The 15,096-nt window shown below is 57.6% G+C and carries 11 protein-coding genes; 5 read left to right on the top strand and 6 right to left on the bottom strand.

Annotation, left to right across the window (positions count from 1 at the left end; translation table 11 throughout):
- The first annotated feature begins 52 nt into the window (after positions 1 to 52).
- Both dprA and topA read left to right on the top strand, forming a co-directional pair.
- Positions 53 to 1,174, top strand: a complete 1,122-nt coding sequence (gene dprA / locus HZB23_12880) for a DNA-protecting protein DprA (protein ID MBI5845551.1) — start codon at positions 53 to 55, stop codon at positions 1,172 to 1,174.
- A 1-nt stretch (position 1,175) separates the two neighbouring features.
- Positions 1,176 to 3,467, top strand: a complete 2,292-nt coding sequence (gene topA / locus HZB23_12875) for a type I DNA topoisomerase (GenBank protein MBI5845550.1) — start codon at positions 1,176 to 1,178, stop codon at positions 3,465 to 3,467.
- Positions 3,468 to 3,666: 199 nt separating this feature from the next.
- Here topA and HZB23_12870 read toward each other — a convergent pair whose 3' ends face one another.
- The 4 genes from HZB23_12870 to HZB23_12855 form a co-directional block, all read right to left on the bottom strand.
- The gene (locus HZB23_12870; GenBank protein MBI5845549.1) at positions 3,667 to 3,915 is read right to left on the bottom strand and encodes a hypothetical protein; all 249 of its coding nucleotides are present in this window, start codon (positions 3,913 to 3,915) and stop codon (positions 3,667 to 3,669) included.
- 233 nt (positions 3,916 to 4,148) lie between these two features.
- Positions 4,149 to 5,573, bottom strand: a complete 1,425-nt coding sequence (locus tag HZB23_12865; protein MBI5845548.1) for a 2-hydroxyacyl-CoA dehydratase — start codon at positions 5,571 to 5,573, stop codon at positions 4,149 to 4,151.
- A complete protein-coding gene (locus tag HZB23_12860) occupies positions 5,570 to 6,259 on the bottom strand; it encodes a hypothetical protein (GenBank protein ID MBI5845547.1) in 690 nt (229 codons plus the stop codon). The genes HZB23_12865 and HZB23_12860 overlap by 4 nt, the downstream gene beginning before the upstream one ends.
- A 58-nt stretch (positions 6,260 to 6,317) precedes the next feature.
- A complete protein-coding gene (locus HZB23_12855) occupies positions 6,318 to 7,007 on the bottom strand; it encodes a hypothetical protein (protein ID MBI5845546.1) in 690 nt (229 codons plus the stop codon).
- Positions 7,008 to 7,413: 406 nt separating this feature from the next.
- Here HZB23_12855 and HZB23_12850 point away from each other — a divergent pair, with 406 nt between their 5' ends.
- The 3 genes from HZB23_12850 (at position 7,414) to HZB23_12840 (ending at position 13,493) form a co-directional block, all read left to right on the top strand.
- On the top strand, positions 7,414 to 7,857 hold the full coding sequence (locus tag HZB23_12850; GenBank protein ID MBI5845545.1) for a response regulator: 444 nt from the start codon (positions 7,414 to 7,416) through the stop codon (positions 7,855 to 7,857).
- Between the two features lie 345 nt (positions 7,858 to 8,202).
- Entirely contained in the window at positions 8,203 to 10,617 is a 2,415-nt protein-coding gene (locus HZB23_12845; protein MBI5845544.1) for a PAS domain-containing protein, read from the top strand.
- Positions 10,618 to 10,775: 158 nt separating this feature from the next.
- Positions 10,776 to 13,493 carry a UPF0182 family protein gene (locus HZB23_12840; GenBank protein MBI5845543.1) on the top strand — a complete coding sequence of 906 codons (2,718 nt, stop codon included), beginning with the start codon at positions 10,776 to 10,778 and terminating at the stop codon, positions 13,491 to 13,493.
- Positions 13,494 to 13,499: 6 nt separating this feature from the next.
- Here the strand turns inward: HZB23_12840 and genX are convergent, their stop codons facing one another.
- Together genX and efp are read right to left on the bottom strand one after the other, a co-directional pair.
- Entirely contained in the window at positions 13,500 to 14,426 is a 927-nt protein-coding gene (gene genX, locus HZB23_12835) for an EF-P lysine aminoacylase GenX (protein MBI5845542.1), read from the bottom strand.
- A gap of 4 nt (positions 14,427 to 14,430) precedes the next feature.
- A complete protein-coding gene (gene efp / locus HZB23_12830; GenBank protein ID MBI5845541.1) occupies positions 14,431 to 14,994 on the bottom strand; it encodes an elongation factor P in 564 nt (187 codons plus the stop codon).
- Positions 14,995 to 15,096: the final 102 nt, after the last annotated feature.

The raw sequence follows: 15,096 nt of genomic DNA, 5'->3' as shown, positions 1-15,096 counted from the left end.
TTAAACCCCACGGTGCGCGTTTTACGTGCGCCCTTTTTTTTGGCAAAGGCCCATGTGGGATAAAAACGACCCGCTGCTTCCCTGGTTTTTCATCAAAAGTGCGCCCGGACTGGGCAATATTTTGTTCAAGCGCCTTTACGACAACCTTGGAAGCCCCGATGCCATATTAAACGCCGGGGAAAAGGCCTTAAAACAGGCCGCTGGCCTGCCTGAGAAAACCAGGGCGTTTCTTCTGGCGAAGCAGGTTCCCGACGAGGTAAAGCAGGAATTGGAGGCGGTGCGCTCCTCTTACGCAAGGGTGGCGACTTTCTCCGATGAAGAATATCCCGCGCTGTTGCGCCAGATTCCAGACCCTCCGCCTTATCTGTATTACTACGGAGACATTACGGCGGCATCCAGGGCCGTGGCACTTGTCGGCTCACGCGACCCTTCCCGCTACGGGCTTGATGTCACCCGGCGCATGGCGAAGGACCTTGCCGAAGCGGGAGTCACAGTTGTTTCGGGCGGGGCCAGGGGAATCGACACCGCCGCCCACGAGGGGGCGCTTGAGGCAAAGGGAAAAACCGTCGCGGTTCTGGGATGCGGGCTTTCGGTGGTCTATCCCCCTGAAAACCAGGACCTTTTCGCGGAAATCATAAAAGACGGGGCCGTGATCTCGGAATTTCCCATGAACGCCAAGCCGGAGGCCTGGCATTTTCCGCCCCGAAACCGGATAATCTCCGGGATTTCGGCAGCGGTGGTTGTTGTTGAGGCCGCCGCCAGAAGCGGCTCCCTCATCACCGCCCGTATGGCACTGGAGCAGAACCGGGAGGTCTTCGCGGTACCCGGCTCCGTGGCTTCCCCCAAAAGCGCGGGGACCCACCAGCTCATCCGCCAGGGGGCCTGCCTGATAGAATCCGCCAGGGATGTCCTGGACGTGCTGGAGCCCATTTTCGGGCATATCGAAACAGCCCTGGGCGCGGGATCCGCCCAAACGGAAAAGGCCGCGCCACCTCTTCCCGAAGACGAAGCCCTGGTGTACGCAGCCCTTGAATCATGGCCCGTTCACGTGGATGAAATAAGCCGCAAGGTTAAAATGGACGCCGGAAGCCTTTCCGGCATTCTTCTGTCCCTTGAACTTCAGGGCCTGGTTTGCCAGAGCCCCGGAAAACTGTTTGCGCGAGGCGATAAATAAATTGGACAAGCCCCTGGTCATAGTGGAATCACCCACCAAGGTGAAGACGCTTAAAAAATATCTTGGCGGAAAATTCAACGTGGAGGCCACGGTGGGCCACATTGTTGACCTTCCGCCCAAGGAAATAGGAATAGACGTCGAGCACGGATTCGAGCCCAAGTACGAGGTGATTCCCGGCAAGGGCAAAGTGGTGGCCAATCTCAGGAAGGCCGCATCCAACTCCACGGAAATTTACCTCGCCCCCGACCCCGACCGTGAAGGTGAGGCCATAGCCTGGCACACCGCCAAAATCCTGGAAAAAAAGGGCCGGGTCTTTCACAGGGTGCTTTTTCACGAGCTTACCGAAAGCGCCATAAAAAAGGCCATGGCCGAGCCGGTGGAACTCGACCGGCACAAGTTCGACGCCCAGCAGATACGCCGCACCCTGGACCGCCTGGTGGGCTACCAGGTCTCGCCCCTTCTGTGGCGCAAGGTGAAAAGCGGGCTTTCGGCGGGCAGGGTCCAGACAGTGGCCGTGCGCCTCATCTGCGAGCGCGAGCGGGCCATCTGGGCCTTTGTGCCCGAAGAATACTGGAGCATAACCGCCCATCTTCAAAAAGACGGCCCACCCACCTTTCTTGCGGGACTTCGCACCAAAGACAAAAAAAAGATAACGGTGAAAAACGGCGACGAGGCTGCGGCCATTGTCGCGGCCCTAAACGGGCTTGATTTCGTTGTGGAAAAAGTCGACAAAAAGCGGGTCAAGAAAAACCCTCTTCCGCCCTTCACCACCAGCAAAATGCAGCAGGAAGCCATCAACAAGCTTCGGATGACCGCAAAGAAAACCATGAGCGTGGCCCAGTCTCTCTACGAGGGCGTTGAACTCGGCCCCGGCGAGCCCGTGGGCCTCATCACCTACATGCGTACCGACTCCACCAGAATCGCCCCCGAAGCGGCCCACGAGGCCCTGGCCTATATCGGCGAAACCTTCGGCAAGGACTACCGGCCCGACGCCCCCCGCTTTTTCAAGAACACCAAAAAGGTCCAGGACGCCCACGAGGCCATAAGGCCCACCTCGGTTTACAATTCCCCTGAAAAGGTGGCGCAATTCCTTACGCCCGATCAGCTCAAACTCTACCGCCTTATCTGGCAGCGCTTCGTGGCAAGCCAGATGCAGCCGGCCCTATTGGACAAGACCACCATATCGATAAGCGCTGGCCCCTACGGATTCGTGGCAACAGGCCAGATAATGGTCTTTCCCGGCTTCACGGTCCTCTACGAGAGTGTTGAGGACGCCTCCGACAAGGACGACAGCCGCCTTCCCATGATGGACGCCGGGGACGCCTTAAAGCGCCTCAAAATAGAGCCCAAGCAGCATTTCACCCAGCCGCCGCCCCGTTTTTCCGAGGCGAGCCTCGTAAAGGAACTGGAGGAAAAGGGCATAGGCCGCCCCTCCACCTACGCGGCCATTCTTTCCACCATCAGGGACAAGAGCTACGTCGAGCTGGTGAAGGGCTATTTCCGGCCAACGGAACTGGGTTTCGTGGTGAACGACATACTGGTGGCCAGCTTCACCAGGGAATTCGACGTAACCTTCACAGCAGCCATGGAAGACGACCTCGACCGGGTGGAAACCGCCCAGGCCGAGCCCCTGGAAATTCTCGACAGGTTTTACGGGCATTTCAGGGAGGCGCTTAAAGCGGCTGCAAGCGAGATGGTCAACGTGAAGGGCGTGGGGCTAACGGCAAACATGAACTGCCCCCAGTGCGGAAAACCGGTGAACATAAAGCTCGGCAAGAACGGGCCTTTTCTGGCCTGCACGGGCTACCCGGACTGCAAGTTCACGAGCAATTACACCAGGGATGAAAAAGGGCAGGTAAAGGCTGAAATCGTTGAGCTTCCCGAACTGGAAGAAACCGAAGCCTGCGAAAAATGCGGAAAGCCAATGGCCGTGCGCCAGGGAAAATTCGGGCCGTTTCTGGCCTGCACCGGCTACCCCAAGTGCAAGAACACGAAAAACCTGAACGGAAACGGCGGCAAGGCCGAGCCGGCCTCCAGCGCCTCAACCGGGGTCAAATGCCCCCAGGAGGCCTGCACCGGAGAACTGGTGGAAAAAAAATCGCGCCAGGGAAAGATTTTCTACAGCTGCAACCGCTACCCTGACTGCAACTTCGCCACCTGGGACAAGCCCGTCCCCAAGCCCTGCCCCGCCTGCGGCTCGCCCTTTCTTGTGGAAAAAACCAGCAAGAAGGAGGGTCTTTATCTGGCATGTCCCAACCGCCAGTGCAAGCATAAGGAAACCCTGGGGGGCTGAGGGCGCGATCTGCGGCGTCAGGCTTCGTCGGTCGGCGCGTCGTGTACTAAAGTACACGTCCTTCCCGCCCTCCTACCCTTCCTTGCATATCATCGCCCTCAGCCCCCCAGGGCGAGGCTTGCGATAAGATGGGTGAAAGCCCGGCTTGCCTTAATCGAGGCAGTGGCTGAACATCTCTCCTTTATGAAAATTTCAGCTTTCAATTCCACTCCCCCGAATCCATGACCCGGAAAACGTCGTTTCCGGCAAGGTCGGAGAGTATGCGCCGAACCACGCCGCGCTTTTCAAGCTCCGAAAAGGCAGCGTCCAGGTCGTCTTCCGAGGAGTTCCAGGTGGGGGCTATGTTTCGCCTGGAAACCGTCCTGCCCTGGTCCACCAGGGTTGTGCAGAGGATGTAGAGGGAAACCGCCGGAACGGTCAAGCCCAGCGAAAATATTTTTCTGTCCATTGCCGATTCCGGTCCTTTTGGATTCAACGGCTTTCTCCCCGATGATTTCCGTAAATGCCAGCCATCCAGTGAATCCCCAAAAACTCTTCCGGTGCAATTAACGTAAAATCAGTCAACGCCAAATTTTATAACAGCCTGAAGCCATTTTCAACGAAAGAGGAACGGAAGACACGCGATAAAAGCGGGATGGACGAGGAAGACGGAAACGGACACGGAAAACCTGGAAGCGCCGGTCAGGCAAGCGGCGCGGTTTTCATGACGTTTTCCATGAAGTGGCTTATCTGGGCCTTCACCGCCGCCAAATCACCAGCCCTGGGGTCTGAAAGGTCATAATCCATCACCAGTAGGGGAATCCGCCTTTCCCGGCATTTTTCCCGGAGCATGCCCATAAGCGCCCTCGCGTTCTTGCAGCCCACGTGGCCGGAATGCCAGATCATGTCCGCCCCGAAGTTTTCCACCGCGAAGAACATGTCTTCAAAGTAGTTTTGCGCGGGCCCTCTGGAATGCCTCGCCATGGGTCCGGCCATTATGGTCCTTCCAAGGCTTTTCAGCATGGATTCGGGGCTTTTTGTATCGATTAGCGGAAGCCTGTTGTAGGAAAGGCTGTCCAGAAGAAGGGCCACCCCGAAGGTTTTCTCGGCCCAGGCCCAGATTTCGGGCAGGTGGGCGGGAAAAGGCCCCCATAAAAGGGTGCGGAAGCGCTCATCTTTCAGGGCCCCCTGCCCCGCCTCCATGTTTTTACGGGCAAATTCCGTCATGGCCTCTATAAGCCGGGTGGACGAGGCCCTGCCCGGCTGCACCACGAAACCCCACAGGTGGGAGAGATACACGGGCTCGGCGGCCAGGGGCGCGGGCCTCACCTTCAGCATGTCCCACAGGGCGGCCTCGGCCTCCTGCATCCGGTTGCGCTCCTCGCAGATTTCGCGCAAGGCGTCCCAGTCCATGCGTCCGGGGGTGTAAAGTTCCAGCCACGCGACCAGGCGCGAAAGCTCGCCAGCGAAATAATCCGCAGCCCTCTCCGTTTCAAAATTATAGGGGATGTCCAGGCGGAAAACAGGGCAGTCGAGCTCTTTGGCGATTATGTTGTAGGAGGCCATTCCGCCGTCGCAGGGCGAATTTGAAGTGACCACTGCGGCAGGCTTCGGAAGGTGGCCGGAAAGGGCTATGCCCATGATGTGGCGGGGGAGGCTGCAAATGTCTGGGGGAAGGCCGTGGCTTTCGGCCACGTCTATGTAATGCTCGGCCTTTCCGGCGTCGAACATGGGAAGGATGAAACCCAGAAGCTCGGCGAACCAGGAGGAAAGCCCCATGGCGAAAAAAATCTCCGGGGGTACCAGGTCCTCGTTCAGTATGAGACGGTCGGGCCTTGAGACCAGTTCCTCAAACGCCCTGGTGCCCTCGTTTTGAAGGGCATGGACCAAATGGGCGCCGGCCCTTCTCTGGATTCCGCTTCGTCCGCCTATAAGCTTTCCGTAAAAGGAATTCACCTTCAAAAAGGCCATCACCCAGGGATAACGGATGGCCGCTCGGCCCATTGAAACCGGACCCAGGCGAAGTCCCAGCCTGGCGGTGGATAGCCAAATCCTGGCGAAATAGGCAAGCGTTACGTACGCGTCCTCGAATGCAGCACGGCCTGCGCCAAATTGGTTCACTGTCATTTCCTCCCGGAAAGCCTTTCCGTGAAGGCCTTCCACAATAAGGGCATGGCGATGGCGTTGGTCTTGTTGACGATAAAGGGAGGTATCTTTCCGCCGGGGTTGGTGTACACGTAGTAATCCACCCTGGTTCCGGCTCCACCGGGCAGGGCGGTGAAGCGCCAGTGTCCCCTGTTGAGGGGCGTTTCCACAGCGCTTGAGGGGTCCGGGATTTTCCCGGCAAAGGCCGGATCGGCGGGGGTTTTGCGCTTTGCTCCCTTTTCCAGGTCCCAGGCGCTCTGGCACACGGTGGGGCCTATTTCGTCCGTCAGGCGCAGGGTGTAAAAACGGGGGCTTACAAGGGGGGCTTCCACGTAAAAAAACACCGTGTTTATGGTCTTTGTGGCCGAGGCTTTTTCCGAGGACAGAAGACGCGTGAATTTTATGTAGGGCATGAATTCCGGGAAGGCCGCGTAGGATGTCGCCACCGCGAGGCATTCCCTGGGGGATTTCGAAACCCTGCCCACCATGAGCACCTCTGCGGTGTCTGCCCCCTTCACGTACCGAAGGTAGGTCCTGTAGTCCCTGCCGCCGGTCTTTTCCGTCCAGCCGGAATCGGCGGGCGCAAGGTCGTCCCGCGCGGAAGCCGCCAAGGCTGACGCCGCCAGGCAGCAGGAAACCGCCACAGCCGCAAAAATTTTCAACCGCAAGTGAAAGACTCCTTTTTTCCCGATCCGATGCGGACGCATTCCCGGAAAACCGCTTTCATCACCTTGCCTTGCCCCTCTGGCGCTCCTTCAGCCTTTCCACAAAGGCAGTCCACAGCTTGGGGAGGGCTATCGCGTTGGCCTTGTCGGCGATGCCGGGGGGGATGCTCCCGCCGGGGTTGGTCCATACCCAGTAGGTCACCTTGGTCTTTCTGCCGCCCTCCAGGGGTTCGAAGAGCCAGAACCCGTCGTTTAGGGGAGTTTCCACCGGCTTTTTAAAGCCGCCCCTAATCTTGGGCTTAATGTCCCGGTCGTCCGGGGTCTTCCTGCGTCCGCTCGTGTCCAGGCTCCAGCGGGACCGGTACACCCCAAGGCGTCCGTCCACGTTCTTTTCGTCAACGAGCTCAATGGTGTAGAAGCGATTGGCCACCATGGGGGGGTTAAGGTAAAAGAAGACCCAGTTCTTCACCGTGTCGTCGTTCACCCTTTCGGAATCCAGGAGCCTCGTGTATTGGACAAAGGGCATGAAATCGCCGAAGCGATCATAGTCTGTCACCAGGGAGAAGCAGGCTTCCGGGCTCGCGTTCAAAATACCCAGAAGAAGAACCTTGCGGGTTTCGCCCCCGGCGGAATCCTGGTAGAAGGTCTTGTATTCGTCGGATTTTACGTCTTCCTTCCAGCCCGGCTCCGACGGGGAGAAATCCGCAACGGAAACCGTCATCATCCCGGAAAGCAAGGTGGAAATTTTCAAGGTGCCATCCCTCCGCGCCGGAAAGTCCGAACAGCGTATCAGCCCGAATCTTTTCGGAAAATTACCAGGCAAGGCTTTTGGTTATGAAACCGGAAAACAGCGAGTTCAAAAAGCCTTGCGGGGTTAAAAAGCAAGTCTTTGGCTCATCCATAATACCGGGGCCGCAATATCCCCATACGGCTCTCCGGGGCCCTGAAAAAATCTAAAAACCATTCAATCCCATTTATACACACATCATGGCCCGTGACCACAAAAAAATCGCGCTTTTCTTTTGAGGGCCGATTGTATATGATGTGGAGTTCAAGGGTGCTGACGGAAAAACTCACCATCCCGGTCAGGCCAGCCGGTCCGATACAGGCGTTTCAGCCATCCGTCAGCCCTGTACCATCCTTTTGAAGGAGGGATCATGCCCAAGGCTCGCATAATGGTAGTGGAGGACGAATTCATCCTGGCCCAGGGCCTCATGACCCAGCTGGCGGCCCTGGACTACGCGGTGACGTCCCACCACACTTCCGGGGAGGCGGCGGTGAAGGCTGTTGAAAAGGACCTGCCCGATCTCATACTGATGGACATAGTGATGCCCGGCAAGCTCGACGGAATCGAAGCCGCCGAGGAAATAAGAAAAAAGATCAGCGTGCCCATAGTCTTTCTTACGGCCTATTCGGACGACGAGACCATAGAGCGGGCCAAGCTGACCGAGCCTTTCGGCTACCTTTTGAAGCCCTTCACCGAAAGGGAGCTCTATATCGGCATAGAAATGGCCCTTCACAAGGACAAGACGGAAAAAGACCCGAAGCGGAGCTGGAAAAGAAGCCCGGCCATAGGAGACTTCGACCCGGACCTCCTGTAACAGGCTGTCGAAAAACGCGATCCGCTGTTTGTGCTTCAAAGCCAATTCCGTCACGTACGAAAAGTACGCTTGACTCATTGGCTTTTCGCACGCCTTGCGGCTCATCGTTTTTCATCAGCCTGTCGTATCACCAAGTCCAATCAGTGTAATCTAAAAAAACAGGGGGCGATTGCAAACCTTCGGTTGGGTGGTTCTGCATTTACCTCTGTGTAATTTGAGTTTTCAACAGGCTGGTAAGGAGGGTTTTGCACGGCCCAAGGGGCGCGCAGGCAAAGCCCGTGGACCTGGTGAGGCCTGAAGGTTCTGCCTGCCGCCCAACTTTTTCGGCCAAACAAAATCGCCCACATGAAAATACCCAAATCCAGAAACGAACTTTTCGCAAGCCTCCGAAACCGCCTTGGAATATCGGGCGATTCCAGGCCGGAGTCCAAGCTCACCTACGAGGAGCTGGAGCAGAGGGTCCAGTACCTTGAAGGCCAGCTTTTGGGGAGAAGGTTCGCGGCAGGGCTCATATGGGAAACCGAGGAAATGTTCCGGGCCGCGTTTCTGGAAAACCCGGACGCGGTGGCCCTCATCCGACGCAAGGACGGAATCCTTCTGGACGTTAACCCCGGATTCACCAGCCTGCTCCAGTACGAGCCAGCCCAGGCCGTGGGCAAGACCGCCGATGACCTGAAAACCTGGGTGACCCCCAAGGACAGGAAGAACTTCATGAGCCAGCTGGCCGAAAAAGGCCAGGTGATAGCCCTGGAGTCGCGCTTCCGCACAAGGGACGGCGAGGTGGTCCACGGGCTCATCTCGGCTTGGCCCATAGACATCCACGGCGAGCCCTGCCTGCTTTCCATCACCAGGGACCTGACCGAAAGAAAACGCGCCGAGAACATGCTGGGCATCCAGCGAGACCTTGGCCTGGACCTTTCCGAGGCCAGGGACCTAAGGCAGGCCGCCGACCATGTTCTGAAGGCGAGCTTCAAGGTTCACGGCATAGACTGCGGAGGGGTTTACGTGGTGGACGCCATCACGGGCGATCTCAACCTCGTCACCCACGCCGGGCTTCCCCGGCAGTTCGTCTCCAGGGTCAAGCACTTTGACGCAGACTCCCCCCAGGCCCGCATAGTGGCCAGGGGCCTCCCCGTTTACGGGCTTCACGAGGACATGACCGGGCCGGAAACCCCGGAATGGGGCGGGCTCCGGGCAATGGCCGTCATTCCCGTGGAATACGAGGGCGGCATAGTTGCGGCCATCAACTTGGGCTCCCACTCCCAGGACCGCATTCCCGAAAGCGCCCGAAGGGCCATTGAGGGCATAGCCGCCCGCATGGGCGGCGTGATAGCCCGTCTTGAGGCCGAGGCTTCCCTGGCCGAGAGCGAGGAGCGCTTCGCCACTTTCATGGACCTTCTGCCGGGCCTTGCCTTCATGAAGGATGAGACAGGCCAGTTCATCTACGCCAACCGCCACATGTCCGAACGCCTTGGCCGCAAGAAATGGGTGGGCGGATCCATGCACAAGCTCTTCGACAAGAAGACTGCTGACCGCTTCGTGGAGGAGGACGCCCGCGCCCTTGCAGGCGAGACCCTTGAGACCGTGGGTTCAATTCCCGACAAGGACGGCGTGGAAAGGGTCTACCGCACCTTCAAGTTTCCCATCGTGCGCGAGGGAAAGCCCAGGATGGTTGGCGGAATAGGCGTTGACATAACCCGCGAGGTGGAGGCCGAAAAGAACCTGCGCACCGCTCTCCAGAAGCTCCGGGCCGTGTTCAACACCTTTCCGGGCGGAGTCCATGTGGTGGACAAGGACTTCACGGTGCTGGACATCTCCGACAGGCTCATCGAGCTTCACAGGCTTCCCAACCGCGAGGCGGCCATCGGCAAAAAATGCTACAAGGTCTACCACAACCGTAAATCGCCCTGCCCGGTCTGCACCATGCCTGCGGCCCTCTCCACCCAGAGGCTCGTCACCAGGATAATGGCCGCCGACGAGATAGAAACAAGGGGGGCCACCTTCAAGGTCTTCACCCATCCCATAAGGGACGACGCCGGGGTGGTGTGGGGCGCCCTGGAATGCATGATGGACGTTTCCGACATAAAGGCCGCCGAGCAGAAACTTCTGGTGGCCCTGCACGAAAAGGAAATGCTCTTAAAGGAGGTGCACCACAGGGTAAAGAACAACATGCAGGTCATATCCGCCCTGCTGACCCTCCAGGCCGCCAAGCTCTCGGACGAAAACGTCAACCGGGCCTTCAGGGACTGCCAGAACCGCATCAAGGCCATGGCCCTGGTCCACGAGACCCTCTACAAGGCCGAAAACCTGGCCCAGATAAGCCTCGGCCAGTACGTCACCATTCTTGCGCGAAGCCTTTTCGACGCCTACGGAGCCCACGAAAAAAAGATAGCCCTTTCCATCGAGGCCGACGGAATCACCCTTGCCGTCGATCAGGCCGTGCCATGCGGCATGATCATAAACGAGATTCTAACCAACTCGCTCAAACACGCCTTTCCCAACGGCGGGCCGGGCTCCATAAATTTTTCCGCCAGGATAGTGGCCGGAAAGGTGCTGGAGATGATCATAGAGGACGACGGGCCGGGAATACCTGACGACTACGACCCGTCAACGTCAAAATCCCTGGGCATAGTGCTGGTGGAGGGCCTGGTCAAGAACCAGCTTTCGGGCTCGGTTGAAACCACCACGGACAAGGGCACCCGTTTCCTGATCCGGTTCCCGGCGGCGACAGGCGTCCAGCAAGAGCAGCCTCACGGCTGACCTGTGCGTTGCCGTCAATATTCCATTGATGTTTTCTCGCATGTTGGTTATGAAAAAGCATATCGTCCTCTTCCGGGGGAGACTTTCAGAAGAACCATCATTTTCCATATCGAAATCCCGATTGCACAGATATTCGCCAGTGAAACGGAGACATTGAAATGTCACGATGGAAACGCCGGGCCTTGATGGCCGCCCTGGCTCTTTTGGTCCTGGGGGCGCTTTATCTCATATCCAACCTCATTTTCGTCAACTTCATCGTTGATTACTGGTGGTTCGATTCCCTGGGCTTTTCAGGCTACTTCTGGCTCCGGGAAATGTATCGCTACGTCGTCTTTTTCGCGGCCACAACCTTCTTCTTTCTCGTTTTCTTTCTCAATTTCTGGTTCGCAGCCAGATTCCTCGGAAGCACGGGGGGGGCCGCCAAGGCCGACCCAAAGCAGGAAAAAATCCAACAGGGCCTTTCCAGGGTCTTTTTGAGCGGGTCTATGAAGGTACTCGCCCCCCTTTCCCTGATACTTGCCGTGCTCATCGCCGTGCCTCTCTACAACAGGTGGGAGGAAACCCTGCTTTTCCTGGCCGGTTCGAACTCGGACCTCAAGGACGTTGTATTCGCAAAGGAAGTGACCTATTTTCTTTTCAATTATCCGATATACACCCTCATTCAGACCAGGCTTCTAATCGCGGCGCTCACAGTGCTTGCGGCCCTAGCGTCGTTGTACTGGATACAGAAGGGGGTTTTCGCCCAGAAGGGCCAGCCTTTTCCAAGGGCGGCCAAGGCCCATCTTTCGATACTGGTGCTGGCGCTTTTCGTCATCCAGGCCTGGGGATTCGTGCTCAAGGCTCACAGCCTCGTTTACTCCAATGCCCACGAGCCACTGTTCTATGGACCAGGATACACGGAAATCAATATAATCCTGTATCTTACCATCGGAGCCATTTTTCTGCTCCTGGCAACGGCCCTAAGCCTTATTGTACTGATCCACACGAAAAAGGGCTACGTGCTGCTTTCAATTTCCACGACCCTTTTCGCCGTCTGCCTCCTTTTGGTCAACACCACCTTCCTGCCTGACATCATCGACAAGTACGTGGTGAAGCCCAACGAGATAGAAAGGGAGAAGCCCTACATCAAGAACAGCATCCAGGCCACCCTTGAGGGCTACGGCCTGGATTACGCGGTCAACCGCTCCTACCCGCTTGACAAGGGCTACCGCCTGGCCACGGACCAGAGCTTCCAGATGAATATCCAGAACATACCGGTCTGGGACCAGGAATTTCTGAAAGAGGTCTATTTTCAGCTTCAGGGCCTGCGCACCTACTACAATTTCGCAGACGTCGACGTCGACCGCTACAACCTGGGAGGCAACTACCAGCAGGTGTACCTTGCCGCACGCGAGGTGAACCTTTCCAAGATGCCGGCCATCGCCCGCAACTGGCAGAATGAGCACATGACCTACACCCACGGCCAGGGCGCGGTGATGACCCCTGCGGTCCAGAGCGGAGACCAGGGCATTTCCTGGGCCTTGAAGGATGTCCCGCCCATTTCTCCCTTCGGCCTCGCGCCCGGGGAATCGGACCTCTACTACGGGACGGACAAGTACCCGTACATACTGGTTCCCAACGACGTGAGGGAAACCGACGTTATAAGCGGCAAGAGCGACTATACCGGGAAGGGCGGCGTCCCAATGGGGAACATCTGGCGTAAGTTCCTCTTCGCAGTGTATTTCAAGGACAGCAAGATATTCACCACATTCCAGACCAACGACGAAAGCCGCATCCTTTTCAGGCGCAACATCGTGGAATGCGTGAAGGAGATCGCCCCCTTCCTGAAACAGGACTCCGACCCCTACCTGGTGGTGGCGAAGGACAGGTTATACTGGGTGGTGGACTGCTTCACCACCAGCAGCCATTATCCCGGCAGCTCGCCTGTTTTGGACGGCAGCTTCAACTACATAAGGGCCTCGGTAAGGGCGACCATAGACGCCTTTGACGGAACCGTGAAATTTTACATCACCGACCCCAAGGACCCCATAGCCAAGGCTTACGACGCCATCTATCCCGGCCTTTTCTCGGGAAAAACCGCCGACATCCCCAGGGACATCCGGGAACATCTTCGCTATCCCAAGGACCTTTTCGTCATACAGATGGAAAAGTACCTGAAATATCACCAGAAGGACCCGGTGGTCTTCTTCCAGCAAAGGGAGTTGATGCAGTTCGCCAAGTCCTACGAGGGAAAAAAGGCGGTTTCCATGGCCCCCTATTATATTACCGTGGACCTCATCAAGCCGGGCCGGCAGGAATTTTTGCTGGTGCTCCCCTTGAGCCCCATCAACCGGGACAACCTCGCGGCCCTGGCGGTGGGGCGCTGCGACGGCGAAAAACTGGGGGACGTCATGGTATACGACTTCCCGGCAGGCGAGCAGGTCTACGGACCGAGCCAGGTCAACACGGTAATCGACCAGGATACTGACATCTCCAAGGAATTCACCCTGTGGAACCAGGCCGGAAGCGAGGTCAAGCGGGGCCGGATGATAGTTCTGCCCATAGCGAAAAAGATGCTCTACGTTCAACCGGTGTACCTGAGGGCCAGGACCGCCAGCCGCTTTCCCGAACTCAAGCGGGTGATAGTGAGCCAGGGCGATACGGCGGTGATGGACGTTTCCGTGGAAAAGGCCCTGGAGGCCCTGGAAGCCAAGCTGGAAAGGCGGGAGACCGAAAAGGCGAGGCTCGACAAATCGGCCCGCGCAGCTGGGGAAACCGCTAAAGCGAAGGCAGCGGCCAAGCCGCTTACGGCAAGCCCGGCTCCGGCGGGAATCACGCCGGTGGCGCGCCCGGTTCCGACGGCCTCCCCCGCCCCCACCCTTTCCAAAAAACTTTAAGCAATCTTACAGTTCTTCGGGAGTAAAGGCCGTCACTTCATCTATCTCCCGGGCATCCGCAAAAAGCATCACCAGCCGGTCAAGGCCCAGGGCTATGCCCGCTGCGGGCGGCATACGGGAAAGGTCTTCCAGGAATTTTTCCGGGGCGGGATAAGGCGGCTTTCCGGCGGCCCTGCGATCCTTTTCCTCATCCGCAAAACGCCTTCGCTGCTCTTCTGCGTCGTTCAACTCTGAAAAGCCGTTGGCGATTTCAAGGCCCGCCGCGTAAAGCTCGAAGCGCTCGGCCACAAGCGTGTTATTGGTCGATATCCGTGCCAGGGACGCCTTTTCCTTAGGGTAATCGCAGAGGAAAACCGGGCGTGACGGGTCCAGGGCCGGTTCCACGGCAAAGGCCATGTCGTAATCGAAGGAGCCATCCGTTACCGCCTGCCCCGCGCTTTTTTGCGCGTAACGCGCAAAAGCGTCCGAAACCGAGAGGCGCGGCCAGGGGCGTTTCAGATCAACCCGAAAGTCACCGTAAACAAGGCTGTTTTCCGCACCAAGGCTTTTTGCAATAAAGGCAACAAGCCTTTCGCAATCGTCCATGAGCGCGGTGTAACCGGCTTCGGCCCGGTACCATTCGAGAAGCGAAAATTCCGGCAAATGGCGGCCTCCCCTTTCGCCTTTCCGAAAGGCCCTGTGGATGGTGAAAATTCTGGGATAACCGGCGGCAAGAAGACGCTTCATGCACGATTCCGGCGAGGCCTGGAGAAACCACTCCCCGCTTTCAACCGCGTCCACGTTGGCTTCGGGAAGCGGACACGGAACCCGGCATGGCACCTCCACCTCCAAAAAACCCTCCTGCTCAAAAAAAATCCGGACAGCCCTGTAAAGGGCTGCCCGGATTTTGAGATTTCCGCGAATTTGCGCCTGCCTTGAAACGCGATCAGCCATCGGCCTATTTCTTGGCGCGGGTGACGTAGGCCCTGGTGCGGGTGTCCACGGTGATCTTGTCGCCTTCCTCGATGAACGGCGGAACCTGGATCACGAGGCCGGTCCCCATGGTCACGGGCTTGGAGTCGCCTGCAACGGAATCGCCCTTGGCCCAGGGGTCGGCCTTCACCACATTGAGATCGACGAAGTTGGGAAGGGTGATGCCGATGGCCCGGTCCTGGAAAAACAGGATGTCCATTTCCAGGTTGTCGATGATGAAGTCCTTGGCGTCCCCCACCTGGTCGGCGGTGAGCATCACCTGCTCGTAGGTCTGGGTGTCCATGAAGTAGTATTCGTTGTCCTGGAGGTACGAATACTGCATCGTTCGCTCGCTCATCTCTGCGGGCTCGAAAACGTCGCCGGAGCGGTAGGTGCGCTCAAGAAGCGTACCGGTCAGGAAGTTGCGCATCTTGCACTTGTAAAAGGCCACTCCCTTGCCGGGCTTGACGAACTGCACGTCCACCATGACGTACGGCTCGTTTTCAACCATGATCTTGATGTTCTTTCTAAGCTCGCCTGCGTTGATCATTGTAAAGACCCTCTTTCCTGAGAAAATTTTTGAGGCTTCTATAAACGATTAAGCTTTAAGTGTCAATGAGGCAAAAAGAGCGAATACACGGCTCAAGAAGGC

This window comes from Deltaproteobacteria bacterium (genome assembly GCA_016235345.1).
Taxonomy (GTDB): domain Bacteria; phylum Desulfobacterota; class Desulfobacteria; order Desulfobacterales; family Desulfatibacillaceae; genus JACRLG01.
The sequence above is the reverse complement of the archived record's forward strand: the minus strand, read 5'-3'. Positions and strand labels throughout refer to the sequence as shown.

Bases quoted from the DNA above. Each gene is read 5' to 3' on its own strand.
- HZB23_12865 (MBI5845548.1), bottom strand. From the start codon at position 5,573: ATGACAGTGAACCAATTTGGCGCAGGCCGTGCTGCATTCGAGGACGCG.
- HZB23_12850 (MBI5845545.1), top strand. From the start codon at position 7,414: ATGCCCAAGGCTCGCATAATGGTAGTGGAGGACGAATTCATCCTGGCC.
- efp (MBI5845541.1), bottom strand. From the start codon at position 14,994: ATGATCAACGCAGGCGAGCTTAGAAAGAACATCAAGATCATGGTTGAA.
- HZB23_12845 (MBI5845544.1), top strand. From the start codon at position 8,203: ATGAAAATACCCAAATCCAGAAACGAACTTTTCGCAAGCCTCCGAAAC.
- HZB23_12840 (MBI5845543.1), top strand. From the start codon at position 10,776: ATGTCACGATGGAAACGCCGGGCCTTGATGGCCGCCCTGGCTCTTTTG.
- dprA (MBI5845551.1), top strand. From the start codon at position 53: ATGTGGGATAAAAACGACCCGCTGCTTCCCTGGTTTTTCATCAAAAGT.
- HZB23_12870 (MBI5845549.1), bottom strand. From the start codon at position 3,915: ATGGACAGAAAAATATTTTCGCTGGGCTTGACCGTTCCGGCGGTTTCC.
- genX (MBI5845542.1), bottom strand. From the start codon at position 14,426: ATGGCTGATCGCGTTTCAAGGCAGGCGCAAATTCGCGGAAATCTCAAA.